Below are 24,426 nucleotides of genomic sequence, written 5' to 3'. Positions count from 1 at the left end.
GCTGTACTCGCTAAAGAGTACAAGAGGCAGCATAACATGACCCAGCATTCCCCATATTCCTCGGCGATGGCCGAACAGCGTAACCAGGAGTGGCTTCGTTTTGTGGAGCTGCTTCGCCAGTCTTACGAGCAGGATTTGCATTTACCCCTTATGCAGCTAATGCTCACGCCAGACGAGCGTGAGGCGCTGGGCACGCGCGTGCGCATCATTGAAGAGCTGCTGCGCGGCGAGATGAGCCAGCGCGAGCTGAAAAATGAGCTCGGCGCGGGCATTGCGACGATTACCCGCGGATCGAACAGCCTGAAGTCGGCGCCCGTTGAGCTGCGCCAGTGGCTGGAAGCGGTGTTGTTGAAAAACGCCTAACGATAGATCGCGTTATGGAACGGGCTTAACGCCAGGATCACCGCCTGGTGGTAAACGCCTGAACGGGTCAGCGCGCCTGCGGTAAAGACGCCAATCGCCCCTTCTTTACGGCCAATCTCATCAATGCCGGTGTACTCCGACATCACCGGCCCGAGCGCTTCACCCGCACGCACTTTTTCCAGAATGATCTCCGGCAGGGGCAGGGTGGCCGAACGCGCTTCGCCGCGCTGTTCACGGCTTTCGATCACCACCCAGCTAAAGGTTGCGCCTTCGTCGATACCGGCTTCAATCGCCACCCAAAAGTCCGCATCCGGGGCCGCAGCTCTGGCATTTGCCACGCGATTTCGTGCGCCAGCGCGCGTTTCCTCGCTGCCAAACGGCTGTTCAGGAACGCCACTCTCGACGCCGATGGCCTCAATATGGCAGGATCCTGCGCCGAAGATCTCGTCAAATGCCCTTAGAATTGCCTGAATTTTGGCAGGATTAGTGGTAGCAGAGACAACATGGTGCATAATTAAGCTCGATTCAAAAAAAACTCATCGCAGTATAACGGAAAAAAAGCATGTTACAGGTATACCTTGTTCGCCACGGTGAAACGCAGTGGAACGCCGAGCGACGTATTCAAGGCCAGTCAGACAGTCCTCTCACTGAGAAGGGGGTGCAGCAAGCGTGGCAGGTGGCGGAACGCGCCAGAACGCTGGGCATTACCCACGTGATTACCAGCGATTTAGGTCGCACACAGCAGACGGCGCGCATCATCGCGGACGCCTGCGGCTGTGACGTCATGCTTGAGCCGCGCCTGCGCGAGCTGGATATGGGCGTGCTGGAAAAACGCCATATCGATACGCTGACGGAAACGGAAGAGGGCTGGCGTCGCACGCTGGTGAACGGTACCGAAGATGGCCGTATTCCTGAGGGCGAATCCATGCAGGAGCTCAGCGTACGTATGCATGCCGCCCTGGCGGAATGCCTGAAGCTCCCGGCAGGAAGCCGTCCGCTGCTGGTGAGTCATGGGATTGCGTTGGGATGCCTGGTGAGCACCATTCTGGGACTACCGGCTTACGCTGAGCGCCGTTTGCGTCTGCGCAACTGCTCTATTTCCCGAATTGATTATCAGGAGAGCGCGTGGCTGGCGTCAGGTTGGGTGGTGGAGATGGCAGGGGACATTTCGCATCTCGATGCCCCTGCGCTTGACGAACTGCAGCGTTAACGACGTATCGGAATCAAGAATTCCATACGCAGATTGATGGGGCCTTCTTCCGGTTTGGCATCCTGCGCCGGGTAGTAGCGCTCAATGTCCTGACCTTTACGGCGATTCAGATTCAGCATCGGCATGCAGGTTCCGTAAACGGTCAGGATGAACTCCTGAACGCCCGTTCCCAGCCCTTCATAGGCGAACATCACGTATTCACCGCCTTCCAGCACGACAGGTTTTGAACCCTGAATGTAGCCATTGGCCATCTCTGGCGTCAGCGCGGTGGTGTAGAACACCTCCTGCTCGTCGTCCTTTTCCTGGCTTGGGTGCGTTTCGTTGAGACCATACAGAATAGGCGGAATCGCCGGTGCGTGGCTCAGGAAGTCGCGCCAGAACTGGACGCGCATCTGATGACGGAACTCGGAAATCTGCTCCAGCGAACAGGAGTAGCTCTGCGTCGTGCCGATCAGATGGGTTTCCGGCAGGGTAATAATTTCATACTTCGGCATCGCGAACTCGCCCAGACGCAGCGGCGGACGCATGCCAAACGAGCTCCAGTCAGGCGAGCGACGATACAGCGCTGGCGTCAACGAGAACTGTTTTTTAAAGGCGCGGGTGAAGGTCTGCTGCGAATCGAAACGATATTGCAGGGCAATATCCAGAATCGGGCGCGCGGTCAGGCGCAGAGCCACAGCAGATTTCGATAAACGACGTGCGCGAATATAGGCCCCGATAGCATGACCGGTGACATCCTTGAACATCCTTTGCAGATGCCACTTGGAATAGCCTGCTTTAGCCGCCACATTATCCAGTGACAAAGGCTGGTCGAGATGACCTTCCAGCCAGGTGAGCAGGTCGCGAATAATTCCAGCCTGATCCATATACTATCCTCATCCTTAAAACAGCAGGTGCCTGATAACAGGTTAGCGGATAATAGCATTTTTTGATGTTTTAGCATTCAGTGTTTTTTTTGCGCATTCATGCTTTTTGTAGGGCATTATGGGCAAATATATTCTAATCCTGTGATCTTGCTACATTTTTGTCTAAAGTGTTGAATAATCGCTCAGTGTAATTTTAAAGAATGGTAACAATATGAAATACAAGACTTTGCTCTTCACCGCGCTGATGTTGATGGCCGGGCGCGTGGCACAGGCGGAACAGATAGGTTCTGTCGACACCGTGTTCAAAATGTTTGGCCCGGACCACAAAATCGTGGTGGAGGCGTTTGACGATCCGGACGTGAAAAACGTCACCTGCTATGTCAGCCGTGCGAAAACGGGCGGTATCAAGGGCGGTCTGGGGCTGGCTGAAGACACCTCCGATGCGGCGATCTCCTGTCAGCAGGTGGGCCCGGTTGAATTGAGCGATAAAATTAAAAACGGCAAAGCGCAGGGCGACGTGGTATTCCAGAAACGAACCTCGCTGGTGTTCAAAAAGCTGCAGGTTGTGCGTTTCTATGATGCCAAACGCAATACGCTGGCTTACCTGGCCTATTCCGACAAAGTGGTGGAAGGTTCACCGAAAAACGCGATCAGCGCGGTGCCGATTATGCCGTGGCGGGAATAAAAAAAACGGCGCAAATGCGCCGTTTTTTAATGCGTTAACTGCGGGATTACTCCTGCAGGTCACCGCAGAAACGGTACCCTTCGCCGTGGATCGTGGCGATGATTTCCGGCGTATCTGGTGTAGATTCGAAGTGCTTACGAATACGACGGATGGTGACGTCTACGGTACGGTCGTGCGGCTTCAGCTCACGGCCGGTCATTTTCTTCAGCAGCTCTGCACGGGACTGGATCTTGCCCGGGTTTTCGCAGAAGTGCAGCATCGCGCGGAATTCACTGCGCGGCAGTTTATACTGCTCGCCGTTCGGGCTAATCAGCGAACGGCTATTGATATCAAGTTCCCAGCCGTTGAATTTGTAGCTATCGACGCTACGACGCTCTTCGCTGACCGTGCCCAGGTTCATGGTGCGGGACAGCAGGTTGCGTGCACGAATGGTTAACTCGCGAGGGTTGAACGGCTTGGTGATGTAATCATCCGCACCGATTTCCAGGCCAAGAATTTTATCAACTTCGTTGTCACGGCCCGTCAGGAACATTAACGCGACGTTCGCCTGCTCGCGCAGTTCGCGCGCCAGAAGAAGACCGTTTTTGCCCGGCAGGTTAATATCCATGATCACCAGGTTGATATCATTTTCAGAAAGGATCTGATGCATCTCTGCGCCATCGGTCGCTTCAAAGACATCGTAGCCTTCTGCTTCGAAAATGCTCTTTAACGTGTTGCGTGTTACCAACTCGTCTTCAACGATAAGAATGTGCGGGGTCTGCATGTTTGCTACCTAAATTGCCAACTAAATCGAAACAGGAAGTACAAAAGTCCCTGACCTGCCTGATGCATGTCGCAAATTAACATGATCGGCTTAACGTGACTAAAGTACGTAATTGCGTTCTTGATGCACTTTCCATCAACGTCAACAACATCATTAGCTTGGTCTTGGGTACTTTCCCTTTGGACCCGACAGTGTCAAAAACGGCTGTCATCCTAACCATTTTAACAGCAACATAACAGGCTAAGTGACACCAGACACCCAATAAAACTACGCTTCGTTGACATATATCAAGTTCAATTGTAGCACATTAACAGTTTGATGAAATCATCGTAGCCGAATGCTAGCCTTTGTCACAATTTAACAATAAACCAACTAGTTGCGGACATTGATTTATAAACGAAGCGAATCCAATCAGAATAGAGTATTCATGTTACTATTATCATTATAAAACATAGGGATAATAGTGTTCTGTTAACATTCTAACTGATTGTTCAGACACAGAATAGTTTAGCGTTTTTAATTTGTTATGAAACGCTATTTCGGTGATTTGTGTTGCAATTTTGTAAATTCGCGCTGCGTAATATGTTGAAGTGCATCACATTTTTACCGGCTAACTGATTAAAAAGAGAGCATAAATGCATCTGTCGATTGTACTGGTTGCACCAGCCAGAGCAGAAAATATAGGCGCAGCGGCGCGTGCGATGAAGACCATGGGTTTTACCGATTTACGTATTGTGGACAGCACGGCCCATCTGGAGCCAGCCGCCCGGTGGGTGGCGCACGGTTCGGGAGATATTCTCGATAATATAACCACTTACGCTACGCTTGCCGACGCGCTGCATGACATTTCGTTTACCGTTGCAACCACCGCGCGCAGCCGGGCGAAGTTCCACTATTACGCCACGCCTGCTGAACTGGTACCCATGCTCGAAGAGAAAAGCCAGTGGCTGGAGAAAGCCGCGCTGGTATTTGGACGTGAAGATTCCGGATTAACCAACGAAGAGCTGGAATTGGCGGACGTTCTTACCGGTGCGCCGATGGTGGCCGATTATCCTTCCCTGAATTTGGGCCAGGCGGTCATGGTCTATTGCTATCAATTAGCCTCCCTAATGCAAATCCCTCAACCTCAGCCAGAAGCGGCAAATGAAAATCAGCTGGCCGCGCTGCGAACTCGCGTGCAGGGGCTGTTATCGAGCCTTGGCGTCGCGGACGATCAGAAAATGGCCGACTGGCTGCAGCAGCGTCTTGGTCGTCTTGAGCAACGGGACACCGCCATGTTGCACCGTTTGCTGCACGATATTGAAAAAAAATTGGCCGAGTAAAATACTGCCATAAGTTTTTATTATGGCGAATAAGTCTGTCTGAGCGGGTTGCGTTTGGGGTAATCGGATGAAAATAAAGCGGCGCGCAGCGAGACCTGAGAGTCTCCCAAAATGTGATCAAATTAAAAATCCATTGACTTAAGGGGCCCGATCCTTTAACCCTAAAAGAATACAGCACAGACAGATAATAATGACAGAGTACACAACATCCATGAAACGCATCAGCATCACCACCATTACCACAACCATCATCATTACCACAGGTAACGATGCGGGCTGACGCGTACAGGAAAAACAGAAAAAAGCCCGCACCTGAACAGTGCGGGCTTTTTTTTCGGCTAAAGGAAACGAGGTAGAACCATGCGAGTGTTGAAGTTCGGCGGTACATCAGTGGCAAATGCAGAACGTTTTCTGCGTGTTGCCGATATCCTGGAAAGCAACGCCAGGCAGGGGCAGGTTGCGACCGTGCTCTCTGCCCCGGCAAAAATCACGAACCATCTGGTGGCGATGATTGAAAAAACCATCGGTGGCCAGGATGCACTTCCGAACATCAGCGACGCAGAGCGTATCTTCGCTGACTTACTGCAAGGCCTGGCAGAAGCGCTGCCTGGCTTCCCGCATGCGCAGCTGAAGTCTATTGTTGAACAAGAATTCGCGCAAATTAAACATGTCCTGCACGGCATCAGCCTTCTCGGCCAATGCCCGGACAGCATCAATGCAGCGCTGATTTGTCGCGGTGAAAAACTCTCTATCGCCATCATGGCCGGCGTGCTGGAAGCGCGCGGCCATAGCGTGACCGTGATCGATCCCGTTGAAAAACTGCTGGCGGTGGGTCACTACCTCGAATCCACCGTTGATATTGCCGAATCAACCCGCCGTATCGCCGCCAGCAAAATTCCCGCTGACCACATGATCCTGATGGCAGGCTTCACCGCCGGTAACGAGAAGGGCGAGCTGGTGGTGCTGGGCCGTAACGGTTCCGACTACTCCGCCGCCGTGCTGGCCGCCTGTTTACGCGCGGACTGTTGTGAGATCTGGACCGATGTTGACGGCGTCTATACCTGCGATCCGCGCCAGGTACCGGACGCCAGGCTGCTGAAGTCGATGTCGTACCAGGAAGCGATGGAGCTTTCCTACTTCGGCGCCAAAGTACTTCACCCGCGTACCATCTCCCCGATTGCCCAGTTCCAGATCCCTTGCCTGATTAAAAACACCGGTAACCCGCAGGCGCCGGGTACGCTGATTGGCGCGAGTACCGATGAGGACGGACTGCCGGTGAAAGGCATCTCCAACCTGAACAACATGGCGATGTTCAGCGTCTCGGGTCCGGGGATGAAAGGGATGGTCGGCATGGCGGCACGCGTGTTTGCGGCCATGTCCCGCAACGGTATTTCGGTGGTGCTGATCACCCAGTCTTCTTCAGAGTACAGCATCAGCTTCTGCGTGCCGCAGGCTGACTGCCTTCGCGCCCGCCGCGCGCTGGAGGAAGAGTTCTATCTGGAGCTGAAAGAAGAATTGCTGGAGCCGCTCGCGATTCAGGAGCGTCTGGCGATCATCTCCGTGGTGGGCGACGGTATGCGCACCCTGCGCGGTATCTCCGCCAAATTCTTTGCCGCGCTGGCGCGCGCCAATATCAATATCGTGGCGATTGCCCAGGGCTCGTCAGAGCGTTCAATTTCTGTTGTTGTGGATAACGACGATGCCACCACCGGCGTTCGTGTGGTTCACCAGATGCTGTTCAACACCGATCAGGTCATCGAGCTGTTCCTGATTGGCGTGGGCGGCGTCGGCGGCGCGCTGCTGGAGCAGGTGAAGCGTCAGCAGGAATGGCTTAAGAAGAAACACATCGACCTGCGCGTCTGCGGGATCGCGAATTCCAGAGCGCTGCTGACCAACGTCCACGGCCTGAACCTGGAAAACTGGCAGGCCGAGATGAATGAGGCAAAAGAGCCGTTCAACCTGGGTCGGCTGATCCGTCTGGTAAAAGAGTATCATCTGCTTAACCCGGTGATCGTTGACTGTACCTCGAACCAGGCGGTGGCCGACCAGTACGCGGACTTCCTGCGCGAAGGTTTCCACGTGGTGACGCCGAACAAAAAGGCCAACACCTCGTCGATGGATTACTATCACCAGCTGCGTCTGGCAGCGAGCAAGTCGCGCCGCAAGTTCCTCTACGACACCAACGTGGGGGCAGGCCTGCCGGTTATCGAGAACCTGCAGAACCTGCTTAACGCGGGCGATGAGCTGCAGCGTTTCTCCGGCATTCTCTCCGGCTCGCTGTCGTTTATCTTCGGCAAGCTGGATGAGGGAATGAGCCTCTCGGAGGCCACCCGCGCCGCGCGCGAGCTGGGCTATACCGAGCCGGATCCGCGTGACGACCTTTCCGGTATGGACGTGGCGCGCAAGCTGCTGATCCTCGCGCGCGAAACGGGCCGTGAGCTTGAGCTTTCCGATATTGTGATTGAGCCGGTCCTGCCGGCAGAATTTGACAGCAGCGGTGACGTCAGCGCCTTTATGGCCAGGCTGCCGCAGCTTGACGACGCGTTTGCCGCCCGCGTGGCGAAAGCCCGTGATGAAGGTAAGGTATTGCGCTATGTTGGCAACATTGAAGAAGATGGCGTGTGCCGGGTGAAGATTGCCGAAGTGGATGGCAACGACCCGCTGTACAAAGTCAAAAACGGCGAAAACGCCCTCGCGTTTTACAGCCACTATTATCAGCCACTGCCGCTGGTGCTTCGCGGCTATGGCGCAGGGAACGATGTTACGGCGGCGGGTGTCTTTGCCGATCTGCTGCGTACCCTGTCATGGAAGTTAGGAGTTTAACATGGTCAAAGTTTATGCCCCGGCTTCCAGCGCGAATATGAGCGTCGGATTTGACGTGCTGGGTGCGGCGGTAACGCCGTTGGACGGTTCGCTGCTGGGCGATACGGTGACGGTGGAAGCGGCAGACAGCTTCAGCCTGAATAACGTGGGTCGCTTCGCCAGCAAACTGCCGTCTGAGCCACGCGAGAATATCGTCTATCAGTGCTGGGAGCGTTTCTGTCAGGAGATCGGTAAAAACGTGCCGGTCGCCATGACGCTGGAAAAAAGTATGCCGATTGGCTCCGGGCTGGGTTCCAGCGCCTGCTCGGTGGTCGCCGCGCTGGTGGCGATGAACGAGCACTGCGGCAAGCCGCTGAACAACAACCGCCTGCTTGCCTTAATGGGCGAGCTGGAAGGGCGTATCTCCGGCAGCATTCATTATGACAACGTCGCGCCATGCTTCCTCGGCGGCATGCAGCTGATGATCGAAGAAAATGGCATCATCAGCCAGCAGGTGCCAGGGTTTGATGAGTGGCTGTGGGTGCTGGCCTATCCGGGTATCAAGGTATCAACCGCGGAAGCGCGTGCGATCCTGCCCGCGCAGTATCGCCGTCAGGACTGTATCGCCCACGGGCGTCATCTGGCGGGCTTTATCCACGCCTGCTACACCCGTCAGCCGCAGCTGGCGGCCAAACTGATGAAGGACGTCATTGCCGAGCCGTACCGCACGAAGCTGCTGCCCGGCTTTAACGAGGCGCGACAGGCGTCCATGGATATCGGCGCGCAGGCGTGCGGCATCTCCGGCTCCGGCCCGACGCTGTTCGCCCTGTGCGACAAGCCTGACACTGCGCAGCGCGTGGCGGACTGGCTCTCTAAACACTACCTGCAAAATCAGGAAGGCTTTGTTCATATTTGCCGTCTGGACACGGCTGGCGCACGAGTACTGGGATAATTAATGAAACTCTACAACCTTAAAGATCATAACGAGCAGGTCAGCTTCGCGCAGGCGGTGACTCAGGGACTGGGCAAAAATCAGGGGCTGTTTTTCCCTCATGACCTGCCGGAATTCCAGCTGACCGAGATTGATGACCTGCTGAAGCAGGATTTTGTCACCCGCAGCACCAAAATTCTGTCCGCGTTTATCGGGGATGAAATTCCGCAGGAGCTGCTGGAAGAGCGCGTACGCGCGGCATTCGCCTTCCCGGCGCCGGTTCAGCAGGTTGAGCCCGATGTTGGCTGCCTGGAGCTGTTCCACGGTCCGACGCTGGCGTTCAAAGACTTCGGCGGCCGCTTTATGGCGCAGATGCTGACCCACATCAGTGGCGACAAGCCGGTGACCATCCTGACCGCGACCTCCGGGGATACCGGCGCGGCGGTCGCCCACGCGTTCTACGGCCTGAAAAACGTCCGCGTGGTGATCCTCTATCCGAAAGGCAAAATCAGCCCGCTGCAGGAGAAACTGTTCTGCACCCTCGGCGGCAACATTGAAACCGTGGCAATTGACGGCGATTTCGATGCCTGTCAGGCGCTGGTCAAGCAGGCCTTCGACGACGAAGAGCTGAAGGTGGCGCTGGGTCTGAACTCCGCCAACTCCATCAACATCAGCCGTCTGCTGGCGCAGATCTGCTACTACTTCGAAGCGGTGGCGCAGCTGCCGCAGGACGCGCGCAACCAGCTGGTGATCTCCGTGCCGAGCGGTAACTTCGGCGATCTGACGGCAGGCCTGCTGGCGAAATCCCTGGGGCTGCCGGTGAAACGCTTTATCGCCGCCACCAACGCCAATGACACCGTGCCGCGCTTCCTGAAAGACGGGAAGTGGGCGCCGAACGCCACGCAGGCGACCCTCTCCAATGCGATGGATGTGTCTCAGCCGAACAACTGGCCGCGCGTGGAAGAGCTGTTCCGCCGTAAGATCTGGCGCCTGGGTGACCTGGGCTATGCTGCGGTGACGGATGAGACCACCAAATCCACCATGCGCGAGCTGAAGGCGGTGGGATATACCTCTGAACCGCACGCGGCAATTGCTTACCGCGCGCTGCGCGACCAGCTTAACCCGGGTGAATACGGCCTGTTCCTGGGGACCGCACATCCGGCGAAGTTCAAAGAGAGCGTGGAAGCGATCCTGGGCGAAACGCTGCCGCTGCCGAAAGAACTGGCCGAGCGTGCCGATCTGCCGCTGCTGTCCCATGAGCTGCCGGCGGACTTTGCGGCGCTGCGTAAGCTGATGATGACCCGCGCGTGATTTTTGTCGGGTGCGGCTACGCCTTACCCGACCTACAACTGATGATGATGCGTGCGTGATTGTGTTGCCCGGTGGCGGCTTCGCCTTACCGGGCCTACCAAGATGAACAAATCGTAGGCCGGGTAAGCGAAGCGCCACCCGGCTTTTTTGTGAAGAAATTAAGGAGAAAAATAGCAGGGAAAAAGCAGAAATTCCCAATAAATGCGGTCACTTAGCGTTTAGGATTGCAGAGAATAACATCCCCCGTTCCCCTCGCGTAATCTCCTTACAACGGCCCACGTTGGGCAACGATAATAAGGAGTCACCGATGTCAAAACTGAAACCTGCGCTGATTGCGCTTTCACTGATGCTGGTCGCTCCCATGGCGGTTCAGGCATCTGAAATTACCCTCGTACCTGCGGTCAAACTGCAGATTGGCGACCGGGATAATAATGGGCACTACTGGGACGGTGGCCGCTGGCGCGACCATGACTGGTGGAAGGCGCATTATGACTGGCGCGATAACCGCTGGCGTCCCCAGGATGAGCATCGCGAGCGTGACCATCATCATGACGATCGTCGCCATGACGATCATCGTCCGGGCCCGGACTGGAAACACCACTAATGCAAAACCCCGCCAGCCGGCGGGGTTTGTTTTTACTGCTCGTGGCGCTTAAATACCAGCTCGCCTTTCCCCGACGCTTCTTCGTCAAAGAAATAGCCTTCGCTGTTGAAGGCGGTTAGCTGCTCCGGCTTCGTCAGGCGGTTCTGAATGATGTAGCGGCTCATCAGACCGCGCGCTTTCTTGGCGTAGAAGCTGATCACTTTGAACTTGCCGTTTTTCTTGTCGAGGAATACCGGCTTGATGACGTCGGCATCCAGTTTTTTCGGCTTTACCGACTTGTAGTATTCATCGGACGCCAGGTTAATCACTACGTTATCGCCCTGCGCGCGCAGCGCCGCATTCAGCTTATCGGTAATGATATCGCCCCAGAAATGGTACAGATCTTTGCCTTTGGCATTCTCCAGGCGAATCCCCATCTCCAGACGATAAGGCTGCATCAGATCCAGCGGGCGCAGTACGCCGTACAGGCCCGACAGCATGCGCAGATGCTGCTGGGCAAAATCGAAATCGGCTTCGCTAAAATCTTCCGCCTGCAGGCCGGTGTACACATCGCCTTTAAACGCCAGAATCGCCTGGCGAGCGTTAGCCGGGGTGAAATCCGGGTGCCACTCGTGAAAGCGGGTCGCGTTCAAATCGGCCAGCTTGTCGCTGATGCTCATCAGCGAGGCGATTTGCGGCGCTGAGAGCTTACGCGCTTCGCGGATCAGCTGTTGCGAGTAGTCCAGCAGTTCAGGCTGGGTATAGCGCTCGGTGGCGAGCGGGCTCTGGTAGTCGAGCGTTTTTGCAGGTGAAATCAGAATCAGCATATCCAGTCCTTGCAGGAAATTTAGAGCGACTTTAGCAAAAAATCGCCCTGAATTGATCGATAGCTGTTATTGCCGCGGCAAATCATCCCACGTGCCGGGGGCAAGCTGCGCCTTGATATCGGGATAGCGGGCGGGATCAAATACCGGCGGAACGCCGAGTTTGCGCTGACGCAGATAGTCTCTGGCAATCAGGGTCACCACGGGCGAGAGCAGCAGGATCGCCGTGAGGTTAGTGATTGCCATCAGCGCCATAATGATATCGGCCAGCTGCCAGACCAGCGGCATACTGAGCAGGGAGCCTACTACCACCATCAGGATAACCCCAAGACGCAGGGTTCCGATCGCGGCGCGGGAGTCGAGTTTCAGGAAAATAAGGTTATTTTCGGCGTAGAGGTAATTCACCACAATCGAGCTGAAGGCAAACAAGATCAGGATGAGAGAGACAAATCCGGCTCCCCAGCCGCCGGTCAGGGTCACCAGCGCCTGCTGGAGAAGCTGTATCCCGACGGTTCCCGACGCGTGGGGTACGGGGCCTGCCAGCAGCAAAATCATGGCGCTGGCGGAACAGATAATAATGGTATCGGTAAAGACGCCAATCATCTGCACAATGCCTTGTGCGGCCGGGTGTGGCGGCCAGGAAGAGGCGGCGGCTGCCGCATTGGGGGTTGACCCCATACCGGCTTCATTGGAGAACATGCCCCGCTGAAAACCCGCCATCAGCGCCTGGCTGAAGGTGTAGCCCAGCGCGCCGGATGCCACTTCGCGCCAGCCAAAGGCGCTTTTGACGATGGTGGCAAGCACGCCCGGCACCTGGTCGAGATGCAGTGCGGCGACGAACAGGCTCGCGGCAACCCAGAGCAGCGCCATAATGGGCACCAGCCACTGCATCAGGCGAGCGATACCCTTGAGACCGAATGAAATGGTAAGCAGAACGATCGAAGCTAAAGCGAGACCCGCGAGCCACTCGGGGCAGGAGAAGGCATAGCGCATGGCATGGGCGACCGAGTTCGCCTGGACGGTATTAAAAATAAGACCGTACGCGAGCAGTAAAAAAAGCGAGAACAGGACGCCCATCCAGCGCATCCCCAGGCCACGCGCCATGTACCAGGCTGGACCACCGCGAAACTGGCCGCGCTTATCTTTCTCTTTGTAGAGTTGCGCAAGCGAACTTTCGGCAAAGGAGGTGGCCATACCGAGAAGTGCCGTCATCCACATCCAGAAGACCGCGCCTGGCCCACCGGCGCTGATGGCCAGTGCTACCCCCGCCAGATTCCCGCTGCCCAGGCGTGCCGCAAGGCTGGTACAGAGCGCCTGAAACGACGTTAATCCGCCCGGCTGGGGCGTGACGCTGTTTTTCAGACTTCTGCCAAACTTGCGAATATAGCGAAACTGGATAAACCCACTGCGTAGCGTAAACCAAATACCTGCTCCCAGAAGCAGGTAAATCATTATCGAACCCCAGAGGACTTCGTTAATAAAGAAAAAGAAATCAGGCATTAACGTCCCTCTTGTTGATGCCAACGTGAATATGTAAGCGCTACCACTGATTGGGCATGCTGTTGCTTAGCAGCCTGTTAATATTCTGAGTTTATCATACTCTGCCTAAGCGCACTGTCTGCGGTTGCGCTACCCCTCCGTCGTGTTATCATCAGGGCAGACCGGTTACATCCCCCTAACAAGTAAACCTGTCATTTTTCCGCTGCAGGCATGCTGTCGGTAGCGTGAATTATCCAGGGCACGTTAAAAGAGAAACACTATCATGACGGATAAATTGACCTCCCTTCGTCAGTTCACCACTGTCGTAGCTGACACCGGAGATATCGCGGCAATGAAGCTGTACCAGCCGCAGGATGCCACAACTAACCCTTCTCTGATCCTTAACGCCGCACAGATCCCTGAGTATCGCAAACTGATTGACGAGGCTGTGACCTGGGCTAAAGCGCAGAGCAACGACCGCGCGCAGCAGGTTGTGGACGCTACTGATAAACTGGCCGTGAACATCGGTCTGGAGATCCTGAAACTGGTTCCGGGCCGTATCTCTACCGAAGTGGACGCGCGTCTCTCCTACGACACCGAAGCGTCTATCGCGAAAGCAAAACGTCTGATCAAACTGTACAACGATGCGGGTATCAGCAACGATCGTATCCTGATCAAACTGGCTTCTACCTGGCAGGGTATCCGCGCGGCGGAGCAGCTGGAAAAAGAAGGCATCAACTGTAACCTGACCCTGCTGTTCTCCTTCGCACAGGCGCGTGCATGTGCAGAAGCAGGCGTATACCTGATTTCTCCGTTCGTGGGCCGTATTCTGGACTGGTACAAAGCCAACACCGATAAGAAAGAGTACGCACCGGCTGAAGATCCAGGCGTGATTTCTGTGACTGAAATCTACGAATACTACAAACAGCATGGCTATGAGACCGTGGTTATGGGCGCAAGCTTCCGTAACGTCGGTGAAATCATCGAGCTGGCTGGCTGTGACCGCCTGACCATCGCGCCAGCGCTGCTGAAAGAGCTGGCTGAAAGCGAAGGTACTCTGGAGCGTAAACTCTCCTACACCGGTGAAGTGAAAGCACGCCCAGAGCGCATCACTGAATCCGAGTTCCTGTGGCAGCACAACCAGGATCCAATGGCGGTAGACAAGCTGGCGGACGGTATCCGTAAGTTTGCTGTTGACCAGGAAAAACTGGAAAAAATGATCGGCGACCTGCTGTAATCATTCCGCGTGACCGGGCTCCCGGTCACGCGACTGCTTTCGTACCCTGTCTGAATTTCCTCTCTGCGTGTATCATTCCCTTTAATCAGTACTCTTTGAATGGAATGGATATGAATACCTTACGCATCGGCTTAGTGTCGATTTCTGACCGCGCCTCCAGCGGTGTTTACCAGGATAAAGGCATCCCCGCTCTGGAAGCGTGGCTGGCCAGTGCACTGACTACCCCGTTTGAGATCCAGACTCGCCTGATTCCCGACGAACAGCCGATTATCGAGCAGACCCTGTGTGAGCTGGTGGATGAGATGAGCTGCCACCTTGTTCTGACGACGGGCGGAACCGGCCCCGCGCGCCGCGACGTGACGCCGGACGCAACGCTGGCGATCGCCGATCGTGAAATGCCGGGCTTCGGCGAACAGATGCGCCAGATCAGTCTACACTTTGTCCCGACGGCCATTCTTTCCCGCCAGGTGGGAGTGATCCGCAAGCAGGCGTTGATTCTGAACCTGCCGGGGCAGCCGAAGTCGATCAAAGAGACGCTGGAAGGGCTGAAGGCGGAAGATGGCAGCGTCCTCGTTCACGGCATCTTTGCAAGTGTACCGTATTGTATACAGCTGCTTGACGGCCCCTATGTGGAAACCGATGAGAAAGTAGTAGCAGTTTTTCGCCCGAAAAACGCACGTCGCGAAACAATCTCCTGAAATTAACCAATATGTGGCATTAGCTGAAGCGGCGATAGCGTGGTAAAGCTTTTACGGTATAGTAATTTTTTCTTTACGATTGCTGTAAAAATAAATCCACAATACACGCAAATGGTTCGCTATGTCACATAACACCCGACCTCTGAATCGACAGGACTACAAAACTCTCACGCTCGCGGCCTTAGGCGGCGCGCTGGAGTTTTACGACTTCATCATCTTTGTTTTCTTCGCCGCCGTGGTGGGAGAGCTCTTCTTCCCGGCGGATATCCCGGAATGGCTGCGTCAGGTGCAAACCTTCGGCATTTTTGCCGCCGGATATCTGGCGCGTCCGCTGGGCGGCATTATCATGGCACACTTTGGCGATCTGGTCGGGCGCAAGAAGATGTTTACCCTTAGCATTCTGCTGATGGCCGTACCGACGCTGGCCATTGGTCTGCTGCCCACCTATGCCTCGATGGGCATTCTTGCTCCGTTGCTGCTGTTGCTGATGCGCGTCCTTCAGGGCGCGGCGATTGGCGGTGAAGTGCCGGGCGCATGGGTGTTTGTCGCGGAGCATGTTCCGGCGCGCCGCATTGGTATCGCCTGCGGAACCTTAACCGCGGGGTTAACGGTAGGGATTTTGCTCGGTTCCGTCGTCGCAACAATTGTAAACACCAGCATGACGCAGCAGGCCGTGCACGACTGGGGCTGGCGTATTCCGTTCCTGCTGGGCGGGGCGTTTGGTCTGGTCGCGATGTACCTGCGCCGCTGGCTGCAGGAGACGCCGATTTTCCTCGAGATGCAGCAGCGCAAAGCGCTGGCGCAGGAGCTGCCGGTGAAGGCGGTCGTGGTACGTCATAAAAAAGCGGTGGTGGTGTCGATGCTGCTCACCTGGCTGCTCTCGGCCGGGATTGTGGTGGTGATATTGATGTCTCCGGTGTGGCTGCAAAAGCAGTACGGTTTCGCCCCAGCCGTGACGCTACAGGCGAACAGTATCGCGACAATCATGCTCTGCTTTGGCTGTCTGGCCGCCGGGCTGGCGGCAGATCGTTTCGGGGCCAGCGTTACCTTTATTGTCGGCAGCCTGTTACTGGCCGCTTCAAGCTGGGCGTTTTACCATCTGGCTGGCAGCCATCCTGAACAGCTGTTCCTGTTGTACGGCGTGGTAGGGCTGTGCGTGGGCGTTGTCGGCGCGGTACCTTACGTCATGGTGCGCGCGTTCCCGCCGGAGGTACGCTTCACTGGGATCTCATTTTCCTACAACGTGTCGTATGCCATTTTTGGCGGGCTGACGCCGATTGCGGTGACGGTGCTAATGGGCGTGTCGCCGATGGCGCCAGCCTGGTATGTACTCGCGCTCTCGCTGATGGGGCTGGTATTAGGATTTTGGCTTCGTCAGGCGGGGGGATGTCGTGCCCGCGAGGCGGGCACGACAGAGGGATCAGTGTTTTTCACCAATCGGTAGCACGGTGCGGTCAAACTGCTCCTTCAGCACTTCACCCATTGCGAGGTAGATAGCGCTTGCGCCGCAAACCAGACCAATCCAGCCTGCAACATGAACGATGCCTTCGTTATCCACCAGGTGACCAATCGCCAGCAGGGCGAACAGTACGGTCAGGCTCAGGAAAACGAACTGCAGCATGCGGTTGCCTTTCAGGGTACCGAAGAACATGAACAGGGTGAAGACGCCCCACAGGCCCAGGTAGACGCCCAGGAAGTGGGCGTTTGCCGCGTCCGCCATGCCCATTTTAGGCAGCAGCAGAATGGCAACCAGGGTCAGCCAGAAAGAACCGTAAGAGGTGAAGGCGGTTAAGCCGAAGGTGTTGCCTTTCTTATATTCCAGCAGGCCCGCAAAGATTTGCGCGATACCGCCATAAAAAATGCCCATCGCCAGGATGATGCCATCCATCGGGAACATCCCGATATTGTGCAGGTTCAGCAGAATAGTGGTCATGCCAAAACCCATCAGGCCCAGCGGAGCCGGATTAGCCAACTTAGTGTTGCCCATAAGTCCTCAAAAAAATCATCATTAATATGGTGAAATGGTTAAACCCGCGTCAGTTCTCCCTGACGGGGCGCGGCATCATAATGGGCGCAATCGATGGCGTCTATGATCTCATCAGGGTGAAATTAAAATTTTTTTTATGCTTGCCCCTTGATGGATGCCGTCGCGACCCCATCTTGTAGTCAACCGCAGTGTGTGGACCTGAAAAAAATCAAATCTGGGCAGTTGAAAAAGCACGTTCTGCCCTTATTACAGGTACACAACCACATGTTGACTGAATTTTTAGTGGAGACGTTTAGATGGGTAAAATTATTGGTATCGACCTGGGTACTACCAACTCTTGTGTAGCGATTATGGATGGCACTACTGCACGCGTGCTGGAGAACGCCGAGGGCGATCGCACCACGCCTTCTATCATTGCTTATACCCAGGACGGTGAAACTCTGGTTGGTCAGCCGGCTAAACGTCAGGCAGTGACAAACCCGCAAAACACTCTGTTTGCGATTAAACGCCTGATCGGTCGCCGCTTCCAGGACGAAGAAGTTCAGCGTGACGTTTCCATCATGCCTTACAAAATCATCGCGGCAGATAACGGCGATGCATGGCTTGATGTGAAAGGCACCAAAACGGCACCACCGCAGATTTCTGCTGAAGTGCTGAAAAAAATGAAGAAAACCGCTGAAGATTACCTGGGTGAGCCGGTAACTGAAGCTGTTATCACCGTTCCTGCCTACTTCAACGATGCTCAGCGTCAGGCAACCAAAGATGCTGGCCGTATCGCAGGTCTGGAAGTAAAACGTATCATCAACGAACCAACCGCGGCTGCTCTGGCTTACGGTCTGGATAAAGAAGTCGGCAACCGTACTATCGCGGTTTACGACCTGGGTGGTGGTACCTTCGATATCTCTATTATCGAAATCGACGAAGTTGACGGCGAAAAAACCTTCGAAGTTCTGGCAACCAACGGTGATACCCACCTGGGTGGTGAAGACTTCGATACCCGTCTGATCAACTACCTCGTTGACGAGTTCAAGAAAGATCAGGGCATTGACCTGCGTAATGACCCGCTGGCTATGCAGCGCCTGAAAGAAGCCGCTGAGAAAGCGAAGATCGAACTGTCTTCCGCTCAGCAGACCGACGTGAACCTGCCGTACATCACTGCAGACGCGACCGGTCCTAAACACATGAACATCAAAGTGACCCGTGCGAAACTGGAAAGCCTAGTAGAAGACCTGGTGAACCGTTCTATCGAGCCGCTGAAAGTTGCTCTGCAGGACGCTGGCCTGTCCGTGTCTGATATCAACGACGTTATCCTCGTTGGTGGCCAGACCCGTATGCCAATGGTGCAGAAGAAAGTGGCTGAGTTCTTTGGTAAAGAGCCACGTAAAGACGTTAACCCGGACGAAGCAGTGGCTATCGGTGCTGCGGTTCAGGGTGGCGTACTGACCGGTGAAGTGAAAGACGTACTGCTGCTGGACGTTACCCCGCTGTCTCTGGGTATCGAAACCATGGGCGGTGTGATGACTGCGCTCATCAACAAAAACACCACCATCCCAACCAAGCACAGCCAGGTGTTCTCTACCGCTGAAGACAACCAGTCTGCGGTAACCATCCATGTGCTGCAGGGTGAGCGTAAGCGTGCGGCAGATAACAAATCTCTGGGTCAGTTCAACCTGGACGGTATTAACCCGGCACCGCGCGGCATGCCACAGATCGAAGTCACCTTCGACATCGATGCTGACGGTATCCTGCACGTGTCTGCGAAAGACAAAAACAGCGGTAAAGAGCAGAAGATCACCATCAAGGCATCTTCTGGTCTGAACGAAGCGGAAATCGAAAAAATGGTTCGCGATGCCGAAGCTAACGCGGAATCCGACCGTAAGTTCGAAGAGCTGGTTCAGACCCGCAACCAGGGTGACCATCTGCTGCACAGCACCCGTAAGCAGGTTGAAGAAGCAGGCGATAAACTGCCAGCGGAAGACAAGACTGCTATCGAAGCTGCACTGAGTGCGCTGGAATCCTCACTGAAAGGTGAAGATAAAGCGGACATCGAAGCGAAGATGCAGGAACTGGCACAGGCTTCTCAGAAGCTGATGGAAATCGCTCAGCAGCAGCACGCTCAACAGCAGGCGGGCGCTGACGCTTCGGCGAACAATGCGAAAGACGACGACGTTGTCGACGCTGAGTTCGAAGAAGTTAAAGATAAAAAATAATCGCCCTGATGCAGGGTAATTAATCGGCACGGGCGTAGGAGAACTCTCCACGCCCGTGCTCGCATGTTAAGGGGCTTAAAAAAACCAATGGCAAAGCAAGACTATTACGAGATTTTAGGCGTTCCGAAAACTGCGGAAGAGCGTGAAATCAAAAAGGCGTATAAGCGCCTGGCCATGAAATTCCACCCGGACCGTAATCAGGGTGACAAAGAGGCTGAAGCCAAATTTAAAGAGATCAAAGAAGCCTACGAAGTCCTGACCGATGCACAAAAACGTGCAGCCTATGACCAGTACGGTCACGCAGCCTTTGAACAGGGCGGCATGGGCGGCGGTGGATTCGGTGGCGGCGGCTTTGGCGGCGGTGCCGACTTCAGCGATATCTTTGGCGATGTCTTCGGCGACATCTTCGGCGGTGGGCGTGGTCGTCAGCGCGCGGCGCGCGGCGCGGACCTGCGCTACAACATGGATCTGACGCTGGAAGAGGCCGTTCGCGGTGTTACCAAAGAGATCCGTATTCCGACTCTGGAAGAGTGTGACGTCTGCCACGGCAGCGGCGCGAAAGCGGGTACCCAGCCTCAGACCTGTCCAACCTGTCACGGCTCCGGCCAGGTCCAGATGCGTCAGGGCTTCTTCGCGGTACAGCAGGCCTGTCCGCACTGTCACGGTCGCGGTACGCTGATTAAAGATCCGTGCACCAAATGCCACGGCCACGGTCGCGTTGAGAAAACCAAGACCCTGTCCGTTAAAATCCCGGCTGGCGTGGATACGGGCGACCGCATCCGTCTGGCGGGTGAGGGTGAAGCTGGCGAACACGGCGCACCGGCAGGCGATCTGTACGTTCAGGTGCAGGTGAAACAGCACGCTATCTTCGAGCGCGAAGGGAACAACCTGTACTGTGAAGTGCCGATCAACTTCGCGATGGCGGCTCTCGGCGGCGAAATCGAAGTGCCGACGCTGGATGGTCGCGTCAATCTGAAGATCCCGGGCGAGACCCAGACCGGTAAGCTGTTCCGCATGCGCGGGAAAGGCGTTAAATCCGTTCGCGGTGGTGCGCAGGGCGACCTGCTGTGCCGCGTCGTCGTGGAAACGCCGGTTGGCCTGAACGATAAGCAGAAACAGCTGCTGAAAGAGTTGCAGGAGAGCTTTGGTGGTCCGACGGGAGAGAAAAACAGCCCGCGCTCCAAAAGCTTCTTCGATGGCGTCAAAAAATTCTTCGATGATTTGACCCGCTAATCCGTTAGCTGGTTTTCATCTTCAAAAAGCCCGGAAGCGATTCCGGGCTTTTTTTATTTACGGTTATTGCTCGGTAAAAGTGAATCTATACTCAATATTAATCTGTTTTTGCCGAGCTATTTGGCTTGGTATTATGGTTTTATCGAGGTATTGTTGTAAAAGAGAGAACTTAAATGAAATTACTACACCGTTTCTTTAGCAGTGAGGCGTCCGGTGGCGTGCTCCTGATTATTGCCGCAGCGGCCGCGATGGTGCTGGCTAATCTTGGCATCACACGGGATCTCTATCATGCATTTCTGGAAACGCCCGTTGAGCTGAAGGTCGGGGCGCTGGAAATTAACAAGAACATGCTGCTGTGGATCAACGATGCGCTGATGGCGGTGTTCTTCCTGCTGGTGGGGCTTGAAGTTAAGCGCGAGCTGGTGCTGGGCTCGCTTGCCAGCCGCCAGCGCGCGGCGTTCCCGGTCATTGCCGCGCTCGGTGGGATGGTGGTGCCGGCGCTGCTCTTCCTGGCGTTCACCTGGCAGGATCCGGTTGCACGTCACGGCTGGGCGATCCCGGCCGCGACGGATATCGCCTTTGCGCTCGGGGTGCTGGCCTTGCTGGGAAGCCGCGTGCCGGTTGCGCTGAAAATCTTCCTGATGGCGCTGGCGATCATCGATGACCTTGGCGCCATTGTGATTATCGCGCTGTTCTACACCAGCGATCTGTCGATCCTGTCTCTGAGCGTGGCCGCAGGCGCGATTGCGGTGCTGGCGCTGCTGAATATCTTTAATGTGCGCCGCATTGGTATCTACATCCTCGTGGGGATGGTGCTGTGGACGGCGGTGCTGAAATCCGGCGTGCACGCCACGCTGGCTGGGGTGATCGTCGGCTTCTTCGTACCGCTTAAGCCGCAGGACGGCAAGTCGCCGGCCAAACAGCTGGAGCATGTACTGCACCCGTGGGTCGCCTTTATGATCCTGCCCCTGTTTGCGTTTGCCAACGCCGGGGTTTCGCTGGGCGGCGTGACGCTGGACGGGCTGACGTCCGTGCTGCCGCTGGGCATTATTGCCGGTCTGTTTATCGGTAAGCCGCTGGGTATTAGCCTCTTTTGCTGGCTGGCGACGAAACTGAAGCTGGCGTCATTGCCGCACGGCACCACGTTTAAGCAGATTATGGCCGTCGGCGTGCTGTGTGGAATAGGGTTTACGATGTCGATCTTTATCTCGACGCTGGCGTTTGGCGCGCATGCGCCTGAGCTGATCGTCTGGGCGAAACTCGGCATTCTCATCGGGTCATTACTGGCCGCCGTAATTGGTTATACCTTGTTGAAGGTGAAATTGTCCGGACAGGCCGTCCAGGCATAACGGAACACCGGGAGGAGGCGATCCTTCTCCCGAAACACACTCAAGGAGCGAAGACGCGATGTCTCATTTGAATTACAACCATCTTTACTACTTCTGGCACGTCTATAGACAGGGCTCGGTGGTCGGGGCTGCAGAGGCGCTCTACCTGACGCCGCAAACCATCACCGGGCAAATCAAGGCGCTGGAAGAACGTTTGCAGGGCAAGCTGTTCAAGCGTAAGGGGCGCGGGATTGAACCCAGCGAGCTGGGTGAGTTGGTTTTCCGCTACGCGGACAAAATGTTTACCCTTAGCCAGGAGATGCTGGATATCGTCAACTACCGCAAAGAGTCGAACCTGCTCTTTGATGTTGGCGTGGCGGATGCGCTGTCCAAACGGCTGGTGAGCGGCGTGCTGGATGCGGCGGTGGTTGAAGATGAACAAATTCATCTTCGCTGCTTTGAATCCACCCACGAGATGCTGCTGGAACAGCTGAGCCAGCACAAGCTGGATATGATTATCTCGGATTGTCCGATCGACTCGACGCAGCAGGAAGGGCTGTTCTCGGTGAAAATTGGGGAATGCGGCGTGAGCTTCTGGTGCATTAATCCGCCGCCGGAGAAACCCTTCCCGGCCTGCCTGGAAGAGCGTCGACTGCTGGTGCCGGGAAGACGTTCCATGCTGGGGCGCAAGCTCCTGAACTGGCTTAACTCGCAGGGGTTAAACGTGGAAATCCTCGGCGAATTTGACGATGCGGCGCTGATGAAAGCCTTTGGTGAAGCCCACAACGCCATCTTCGTTGCGCCGACGCTCTACGCGCACGATCTCTATTCGGACGACAAGATTACGGAGATAGGCAGAGTGGATAACGTGATGGAGGAGTATCACGCCATCTTTGCTGAAAGGATGATTCAGCATCCGGCGGTACAGCGAATCTGTAACCGTGACTACTCGGCGCTGTTTACGCCACCGGCAATCTGAAGATATAAAAAAACCCGCGTTAAGCGGGTTCTTTTAAAACAAGCAACAACAAGCGGCGATTAAGCCAGTTTGTTGATCTGCGCGGTCAGGTTTGCTTTATGACGCGCTGCTTTGTTTTTGTGGATCAGACCTTTAGCAGCCTGACGATCCACGATTGGTTGCATTTCGTTAAATGCGTTCTGCGCAGCAGCTTTGTCGCCAGCTTCGATAGCTGCGTATACTTTCTTGATGAAAGTACGCATCATAGAGCGACGGCTTGCATTGTGCTTACGAGCCTTTTCAGACTGAATAGCACGTTTCTTAGCTGATTTGATATTAGCCAAGGTCCAACTCCCAAATATGATCTATGTGGACAATTCAAAGGCCGAGGAATATGCCCTCTATACCTTCTTTTGTCAATGGATTTGTGCAAATAAGCGCCGTTAATGTGGCGACGCTACGTTACGTAGTGATGGCGCAGGATTCTACCAGCTTGTTGTCCGTGAATACAGCTTTTCGGCATAAAAATCGCAGTTCGCGAGCAGATTTTTTCGCTGCGAAAGGTCAGCCTGATGAAATCATTACGGCTTTCTGTTTTGCACGAACAATCGCCGGTTAACCTTAACCGCTGTACAAGGTATACTTTGGCGATTTTCACTGTTTTGAGCCAGACATGAAGCTGATACGCGGCATACATAATCTCAGCAGAGCCCCGCACGGGTGCGTGCTGACCATTGGTAATTTCGACGGCGTGCATCGTGGTCATCAGGCGCTGTTGCAGGGATTGCGTAAAGAAGGGGAGGCCCGCGGCCTGCCCGTTGTAGTGATGATTTTCGAACCGCAGCCGCTGGAGCTGTTTGCGGGCGATAAATCTCCCGCCCGTCTTACACGCCTGCGCGAGAAGTTGCGCTATCTGGCTGAGTCCGGCGTGGACTATGTATTGTGCGTACGTTTCGATCGCCGCTTTGCCGCGCTGACAGCACAAAATTTCGTCAGCGACCTGCTGGTGAAGCGTCTTGGCGTGCAGTTTCTTGCCGTGGGCGATGATTTCCGCTTTGGCGCTGGTCGTCAGGGTGATTTCTTGCTATTACAGAAGGCTGGTCTGGAGTACGGTTTTGACGTCACCAGCGCGATGACCTTCTGTGAAGGCGGCGTGCGCGTCAGCAGCACGGCAGTGCGGCAGGCGCTGGCCAACGATGAACTGGATACGGCAGAAAACCTGCTGGGACATCCGTTCACCATCTCTGGTCGCGTGGTCCATGGCGATGCGCTGGGCCGCACGATAGGTTTCCCGACGGCGAATATACCGCTGCGTCGTCAGGTTTCCCCGGTTAAAGGGGTCTATGCGGTGGAAGTGGCAGGACTGGGCGAAAAGCCGTTTTACGGCGTCGCCAACATTGGCACGCGTCCGACCGTCGCCGGTGTGCGTCAACAGTTAGAAGTGCACCTGCTGGACGTTGTAATGGACCTGTATGGTCGCCATATAGATGTAATACTGCGTAAAAAAATACGCAACGAGCAGCGATTTGGTTCGCTGGATGAACTCAAAGCGCAAATTGCGCGAGATGAATTAACAGCCCGCGAGTTTTTTGGGCTTTGAACCCGGCTTAACTGCCTACGTGATAAATACGGAACC

25 protein-coding genes, 1 pseudogene and 1 other annotated feature are annotated in these 24,426 nt (G+C 55.3%); of the genes and pseudogenes, 19 read left to right on the top strand and 7 right to left on the bottom strand.

Features of this window, described 5'->3' with window-relative positions:
* Nucleotides 1–36 precede the first annotated feature (36 nt).
* Entirely contained in the window at nt 37–363 is a 327-nt protein-coding gene (gene trpR, locus PI91_RS01050) for a trp operon repressor (RefSeq protein WP_039265268.1), read from the top strand.
* On the opposite strand, the gene yjjX is transcribed toward trpR, so the two are convergent.
* A complete protein-coding gene (gene yjjX / locus PI91_RS01045; RefSeq protein WP_023326667.1) occupies nt 360–875 on the bottom strand; it encodes an inosine/xanthosine triphosphatase in 516 nt (171 codons plus the stop codon). The genes trpR and yjjX overlap by 4 nt on opposite strands.
* Nucleotides 876–925: 50 nt before the next feature.
* Between yjjX and gpmB the strand changes: the two genes are divergently transcribed.
* Complete coding sequence (gene gpmB, locus PI91_RS01040) at nt 926–1,573, top strand: 2,3-diphosphoglycerate-dependent phosphoglycerate mutase GpmB (protein WP_008502057.1); 648 nt, start codon at nt 926–928, stop codon at nt 1,571–1,573.
* On the opposite strand, the gene robA is transcribed toward gpmB, so the two are convergent.
* Nucleotides 1,570–2,439: an MDR efflux pump AcrAB transcriptional activator RobA gene (gene robA / locus PI91_RS01035; protein ID WP_008502056.1), complete on the bottom strand. Its 870-nt coding sequence runs from the start codon at nt 2,437–2,439 to the stop codon at nt 1,570–1,572. The two genes, gpmB and robA, sit on opposite strands and share 4 nt — an antisense overlap.
* A 211-nt stretch (nt 2,440–2,650) precedes the next feature.
* On the opposite strand from robA, the gene creA reads away from it, so the two are divergent.
* Entirely contained in the window at nt 2,651–3,124 is a 474-nt protein-coding gene (gene creA / locus PI91_RS01030) for a protein CreA (RefSeq protein ID WP_023293322.1), read from the top strand.
* A 46-nt stretch (nt 3,125–3,170) separates the two neighbouring features.
* On the opposite strand, the gene arcA is transcribed toward creA, so the two are convergent.
* Complete coding sequence (gene arcA, locus PI91_RS01025; protein ID WP_003856501.1) at nt 3,171–3,887, bottom strand: two-component system response regulator ArcA; 717 nt, start codon at nt 3,885–3,887, stop codon at nt 3,171–3,173.
* 95 nt (nt 3,888–3,982) lie between these two features.
* Between arcA and yjjY the strand changes: the two genes are divergently transcribed.
* The 7 genes from yjjY (at nt 3,983) to PI91_RS01000 (ending at nt 10,857) form a co-directional block, all read left to right on the top strand.
* Nucleotides 3,983–4,123 (top strand): protein YjjY, encoded by a 141-nt coding sequence (gene yjjY / locus PI91_RS25505; protein ID WP_085928893.1) that lies wholly within the window; start codon nt 3,983–3,985, stop codon nt 4,121–4,123.
* A gap of 399 nt (nt 4,124–4,522) precedes the next feature.
* Nucleotides 4,523–5,209, top strand: coding sequence for a tRNA/rRNA methyltransferase (locus PI91_RS01020; RefSeq protein WP_008502053.1), 687 nt, complete (start codon nt 4,523–4,525; stop codon nt 5,207–5,209).
* Nucleotides 5,210–5,420: 211 nt separating this feature from the next.
* The gene (gene thrL, locus PI91_RS24355; protein WP_015572623.1) at nt 5,421–5,489 is read left to right on the top strand and encodes a thr operon leader peptide; all 69 of its coding nucleotides are present in this window, start codon (nt 5,421–5,423) and stop codon (nt 5,487–5,489) included.
* Nucleotides 5,428–5,545: a sequence feature (Thr leader region), on the top strand. Its footprint overlaps the gene before it by 62 nt.
* A 24-nt stretch (nt 5,546–5,569) precedes the next feature.
* Nucleotides 5,570–8,032: a bifunctional aspartate kinase/homoserine dehydrogenase I gene (gene thrA, locus PI91_RS01015; RefSeq protein ID WP_039265267.1), complete on the top strand. Its 2,463-nt coding sequence runs from the start codon at nt 5,570–5,572 to the stop codon at nt 8,030–8,032.
* A gap of 1 nt (nt 8,033) precedes the next feature.
* Nucleotides 8,034–8,963, top strand: coding sequence for a homoserine kinase (gene thrB / locus PI91_RS01010; protein WP_039265266.1), 930 nt, complete (start codon nt 8,034–8,036; stop codon nt 8,961–8,963).
* A gap of 3 nt (nt 8,964–8,966) precedes the next feature.
* Nucleotides 8,967–10,253, top strand: coding sequence for a threonine synthase (gene thrC / locus PI91_RS01005; protein ID WP_023345407.1), 1,287 nt, complete (start codon nt 8,967–8,969; stop codon nt 10,251–10,253).
* Nucleotides 10,254–10,560: 307 nt separating this feature from the next.
* Nucleotides 10,561–10,857, top strand: coding sequence for a DUF2502 domain-containing protein (locus PI91_RS01000; RefSeq protein WP_039265265.1), 297 nt, complete (start codon nt 10,561–10,563; stop codon nt 10,855–10,857).
* 32 nt (nt 10,858–10,889) lie between these two features.
* On the opposite strand, the gene yaaA is transcribed toward PI91_RS01000, so the two are convergent.
* A complete protein-coding gene (gene yaaA, locus PI91_RS00995; RefSeq protein WP_039265263.1) occupies nt 10,890–11,663 on the bottom strand; it encodes a peroxide stress protein YaaA in 774 nt (257 codons plus the stop codon).
* 66 nt (nt 11,664–11,729) lie between these two features.
* Entirely contained in the window at nt 11,730–13,160 is a 1,431-nt protein-coding gene (locus PI91_RS00990) for a sodium:alanine symporter family protein (protein ID WP_039265262.1), read from the bottom strand.
* 262 nt (nt 13,161–13,422) lie between these two features.
* Here PI91_RS00990 and tal point away from each other — a divergent pair, with 262 nt between their 5' ends.
* From tal to PI91_RS00975, 3 genes are all read left to right on the top strand, one after another.
* The gene (tal, locus tag PI91_RS00985; protein WP_008502045.1) at nt 13,423–14,376 is read left to right on the top strand and encodes a transaldolase; all 954 of its coding nucleotides are present in this window, start codon (nt 13,423–13,425) and stop codon (nt 14,374–14,376) included.
* A 110-nt stretch (nt 14,377–14,486) separates the two neighbouring features.
* Nucleotides 14,487–15,074, top strand: coding sequence for a molybdopterin adenylyltransferase (gene mog / locus PI91_RS00980; RefSeq protein WP_039265261.1), 588 nt, complete (start codon nt 14,487–14,489; stop codon nt 15,072–15,074).
* Between the two features lie 121 nt (nt 15,075–15,195).
* On the top strand, nt 15,196–16,518 hold the full coding sequence (locus tag PI91_RS00975; RefSeq protein ID WP_032642627.1) for an MFS transporter: 1,323 nt from the start codon (nt 15,196–15,198) through the stop codon (nt 16,516–16,518).
* Here PI91_RS00975 and satP read toward each other — a convergent pair.
* Complete coding sequence (satP, locus tag PI91_RS00970; RefSeq protein WP_039265260.1) at nt 16,495–17,061, bottom strand: acetate uptake transporter; 567 nt, start codon at nt 17,059–17,061, stop codon at nt 16,495–16,497. The two genes, PI91_RS00975 and satP, sit on opposite strands and share 24 nt — an antisense overlap.
* Nucleotides 17,062–17,357: 296 nt before the next feature.
* Between satP and dnaK the strand changes: the two genes are divergently transcribed.
* The 4 genes from dnaK (at nt 17,358) to nhaR (ending at nt 22,811) form a co-directional block, all read left to right on the top strand.
* Complete coding sequence (dnaK, locus tag PI91_RS00960) at nt 17,358–19,271, top strand: molecular chaperone DnaK (protein WP_008502041.1); 1,914 nt, start codon at nt 17,358–17,360, stop codon at nt 19,269–19,271.
* Between the two features lie 87 nt (nt 19,272–19,358).
* A complete protein-coding gene (gene dnaJ, locus PI91_RS00955) occupies nt 19,359–20,504 on the top strand; it encodes a molecular chaperone DnaJ (protein WP_008502040.1) in 1,146 nt (381 codons plus the stop codon).
* Nucleotides 20,505–20,677: 173 nt separating this feature from the next.
* Complete coding sequence (nhaA, locus tag PI91_RS00950; protein WP_023326672.1) at nt 20,678–21,853, top strand: Na+/H+ antiporter NhaA; 1,176 nt, start codon at nt 20,678–20,680, stop codon at nt 21,851–21,853.
* Nucleotides 21,854–21,911: 58 nt separating this feature from the next.
* Entirely contained in the window at nt 21,912–22,811 is a 900-nt protein-coding gene (nhaR, locus tag PI91_RS00945) for a transcriptional activator NhaR (protein ID WP_039265259.1), read from the top strand.
* A gap of 59 nt (nt 22,812–22,870) precedes the next feature.
* On the opposite strand, the gene rpsT is transcribed toward nhaR, so the two are convergent.
* On the bottom strand, nt 22,871–23,134 hold the full coding sequence (rpsT, locus tag PI91_RS00940; RefSeq protein ID WP_008502037.1) for a 30S ribosomal protein S20: 264 nt from the start codon (nt 23,132–23,134) through the stop codon (nt 22,871–22,873).
* 115 nt (nt 23,135–23,249) lie between these two features.
* Here rpsT and PI91_RS26325 point away from each other — a divergent pair.
* Together PI91_RS26325 and ribF are read left to right on the top strand one after the other, a co-directional pair.
* Nucleotides 23,250–23,456: pseudogene (locus tag PI91_RS26325) on the top strand (DUF2575 domain-containing protein); the annotation flags it as partial.
* Nucleotides 23,457–23,463: 7 nt separating this feature from the next.
* Entirely contained in the window at nt 23,464–24,390 is a 927-nt protein-coding gene (gene ribF / locus PI91_RS00935; protein ID WP_023326674.1) for a bifunctional riboflavin kinase/FAD synthetase, read from the top strand.
* Nucleotides 24,391–24,426 lie beyond the last annotated feature (36 nt).

Source organism: Enterobacter sp. FB, from assembly GCF_000805795.1.
GTDB classification, from domain to species: Bacteria; Pseudomonadota; Gammaproteobacteria; order Enterobacterales; family Enterobacteriaceae; genus Enterobacter; species Enterobacter roggenkampii.
The sequence above is the reverse complement of the archived record's forward strand: the minus strand, read 5'-3'. Positions and strand labels throughout refer to the sequence as shown.

Coding starts and splice junctions, on each gene's coding strand:
- trpR (WP_039265268.1), top strand. CDS start 37: ATGACCCAGCATTCCCCATATTCCTCGGCGATGGCCGAACAGCGTAAC.
- yjjX (WP_023326667.1), bottom strand. CDS start 875: ATGCACCATGTTGTCTCTGCTACCACTAATCCTGCCAAAATTCAGGCA.
- gpmB (WP_008502057.1), top strand. CDS start 926: ATGTTACAGGTATACCTTGTTCGCCACGGTGAAACGCAGTGGAACGCC.
- robA (WP_008502056.1), bottom strand. CDS start 2,439: ATGGATCAGGCTGGAATTATTCGCGACCTGCTCACCTGGCTGGAAGGT.
- creA (WP_023293322.1), top strand. CDS start 2,651: ATGAAATACAAGACTTTGCTCTTCACCGCGCTGATGTTGATGGCCGGG.
- arcA (WP_003856501.1), bottom strand. CDS start 3,887: ATGCAGACCCCGCACATTCTTATCGTTGAAGACGAGTTGGTAACACGC.
- PI91_RS01020 (WP_008502053.1), top strand. CDS start 4,523: ATGCATCTGTCGATTGTACTGGTTGCACCAGCCAGAGCAGAAAATATA.
- thrA (WP_039265267.1), top strand. CDS start 5,570: ATGCGAGTGTTGAAGTTCGGCGGTACATCAGTGGCAAATGCAGAACGT.
- thrB (WP_039265266.1), top strand. CDS start 8,034: ATGGTCAAAGTTTATGCCCCGGCTTCCAGCGCGAATATGAGCGTCGGA.
- thrC (WP_023345407.1), top strand. CDS start 8,967: ATGAAACTCTACAACCTTAAAGATCATAACGAGCAGGTCAGCTTCGCG.
- PI91_RS01000 (WP_039265265.1), top strand. CDS start 10,561: ATGTCAAAACTGAAACCTGCGCTGATTGCGCTTTCACTGATGCTGGTC.
- yaaA (WP_039265263.1), bottom strand. CDS start 11,663: ATGCTGATTCTGATTTCACCTGCAAAAACGCTCGACTACCAGAGCCCG.
- PI91_RS00990 (WP_039265262.1), bottom strand. CDS start 13,160: ATGCCTGATTTCTTTTTCTTTATTAACGAAGTCCTCTGGGGTTCGATA.
- tal (WP_008502045.1), top strand. CDS start 13,423: ATGACGGATAAATTGACCTCCCTTCGTCAGTTCACCACTGTCGTAGCT.
- mog (WP_039265261.1), top strand. CDS start 14,487: ATGAATACCTTACGCATCGGCTTAGTGTCGATTTCTGACCGCGCCTCC.
- PI91_RS00975 (WP_032642627.1), top strand. CDS start 15,196: ATGTCACATAACACCCGACCTCTGAATCGACAGGACTACAAAACTCTC.
- satP (WP_039265260.1), bottom strand. CDS start 17,061: ATGGGCAACACTAAGTTGGCTAATCCGGCTCCGCTGGGCCTGATGGGT.
- dnaK (WP_008502041.1), top strand. CDS start 17,358: ATGGGTAAAATTATTGGTATCGACCTGGGTACTACCAACTCTTGTGTA.
- dnaJ (WP_008502040.1), top strand. CDS start 19,359: ATGGCAAAGCAAGACTATTACGAGATTTTAGGCGTTCCGAAAACTGCG.
- nhaA (WP_023326672.1), top strand. CDS start 20,678: ATGAAATTACTACACCGTTTCTTTAGCAGTGAGGCGTCCGGTGGCGTG.
- nhaR (WP_039265259.1), top strand. CDS start 21,912: ATGTCTCATTTGAATTACAACCATCTTTACTACTTCTGGCACGTCTAT.
- ribF (WP_023326674.1), top strand. CDS start 23,464: ATGAAGCTGATACGCGGCATACATAATCTCAGCAGAGCCCCGCACGGG.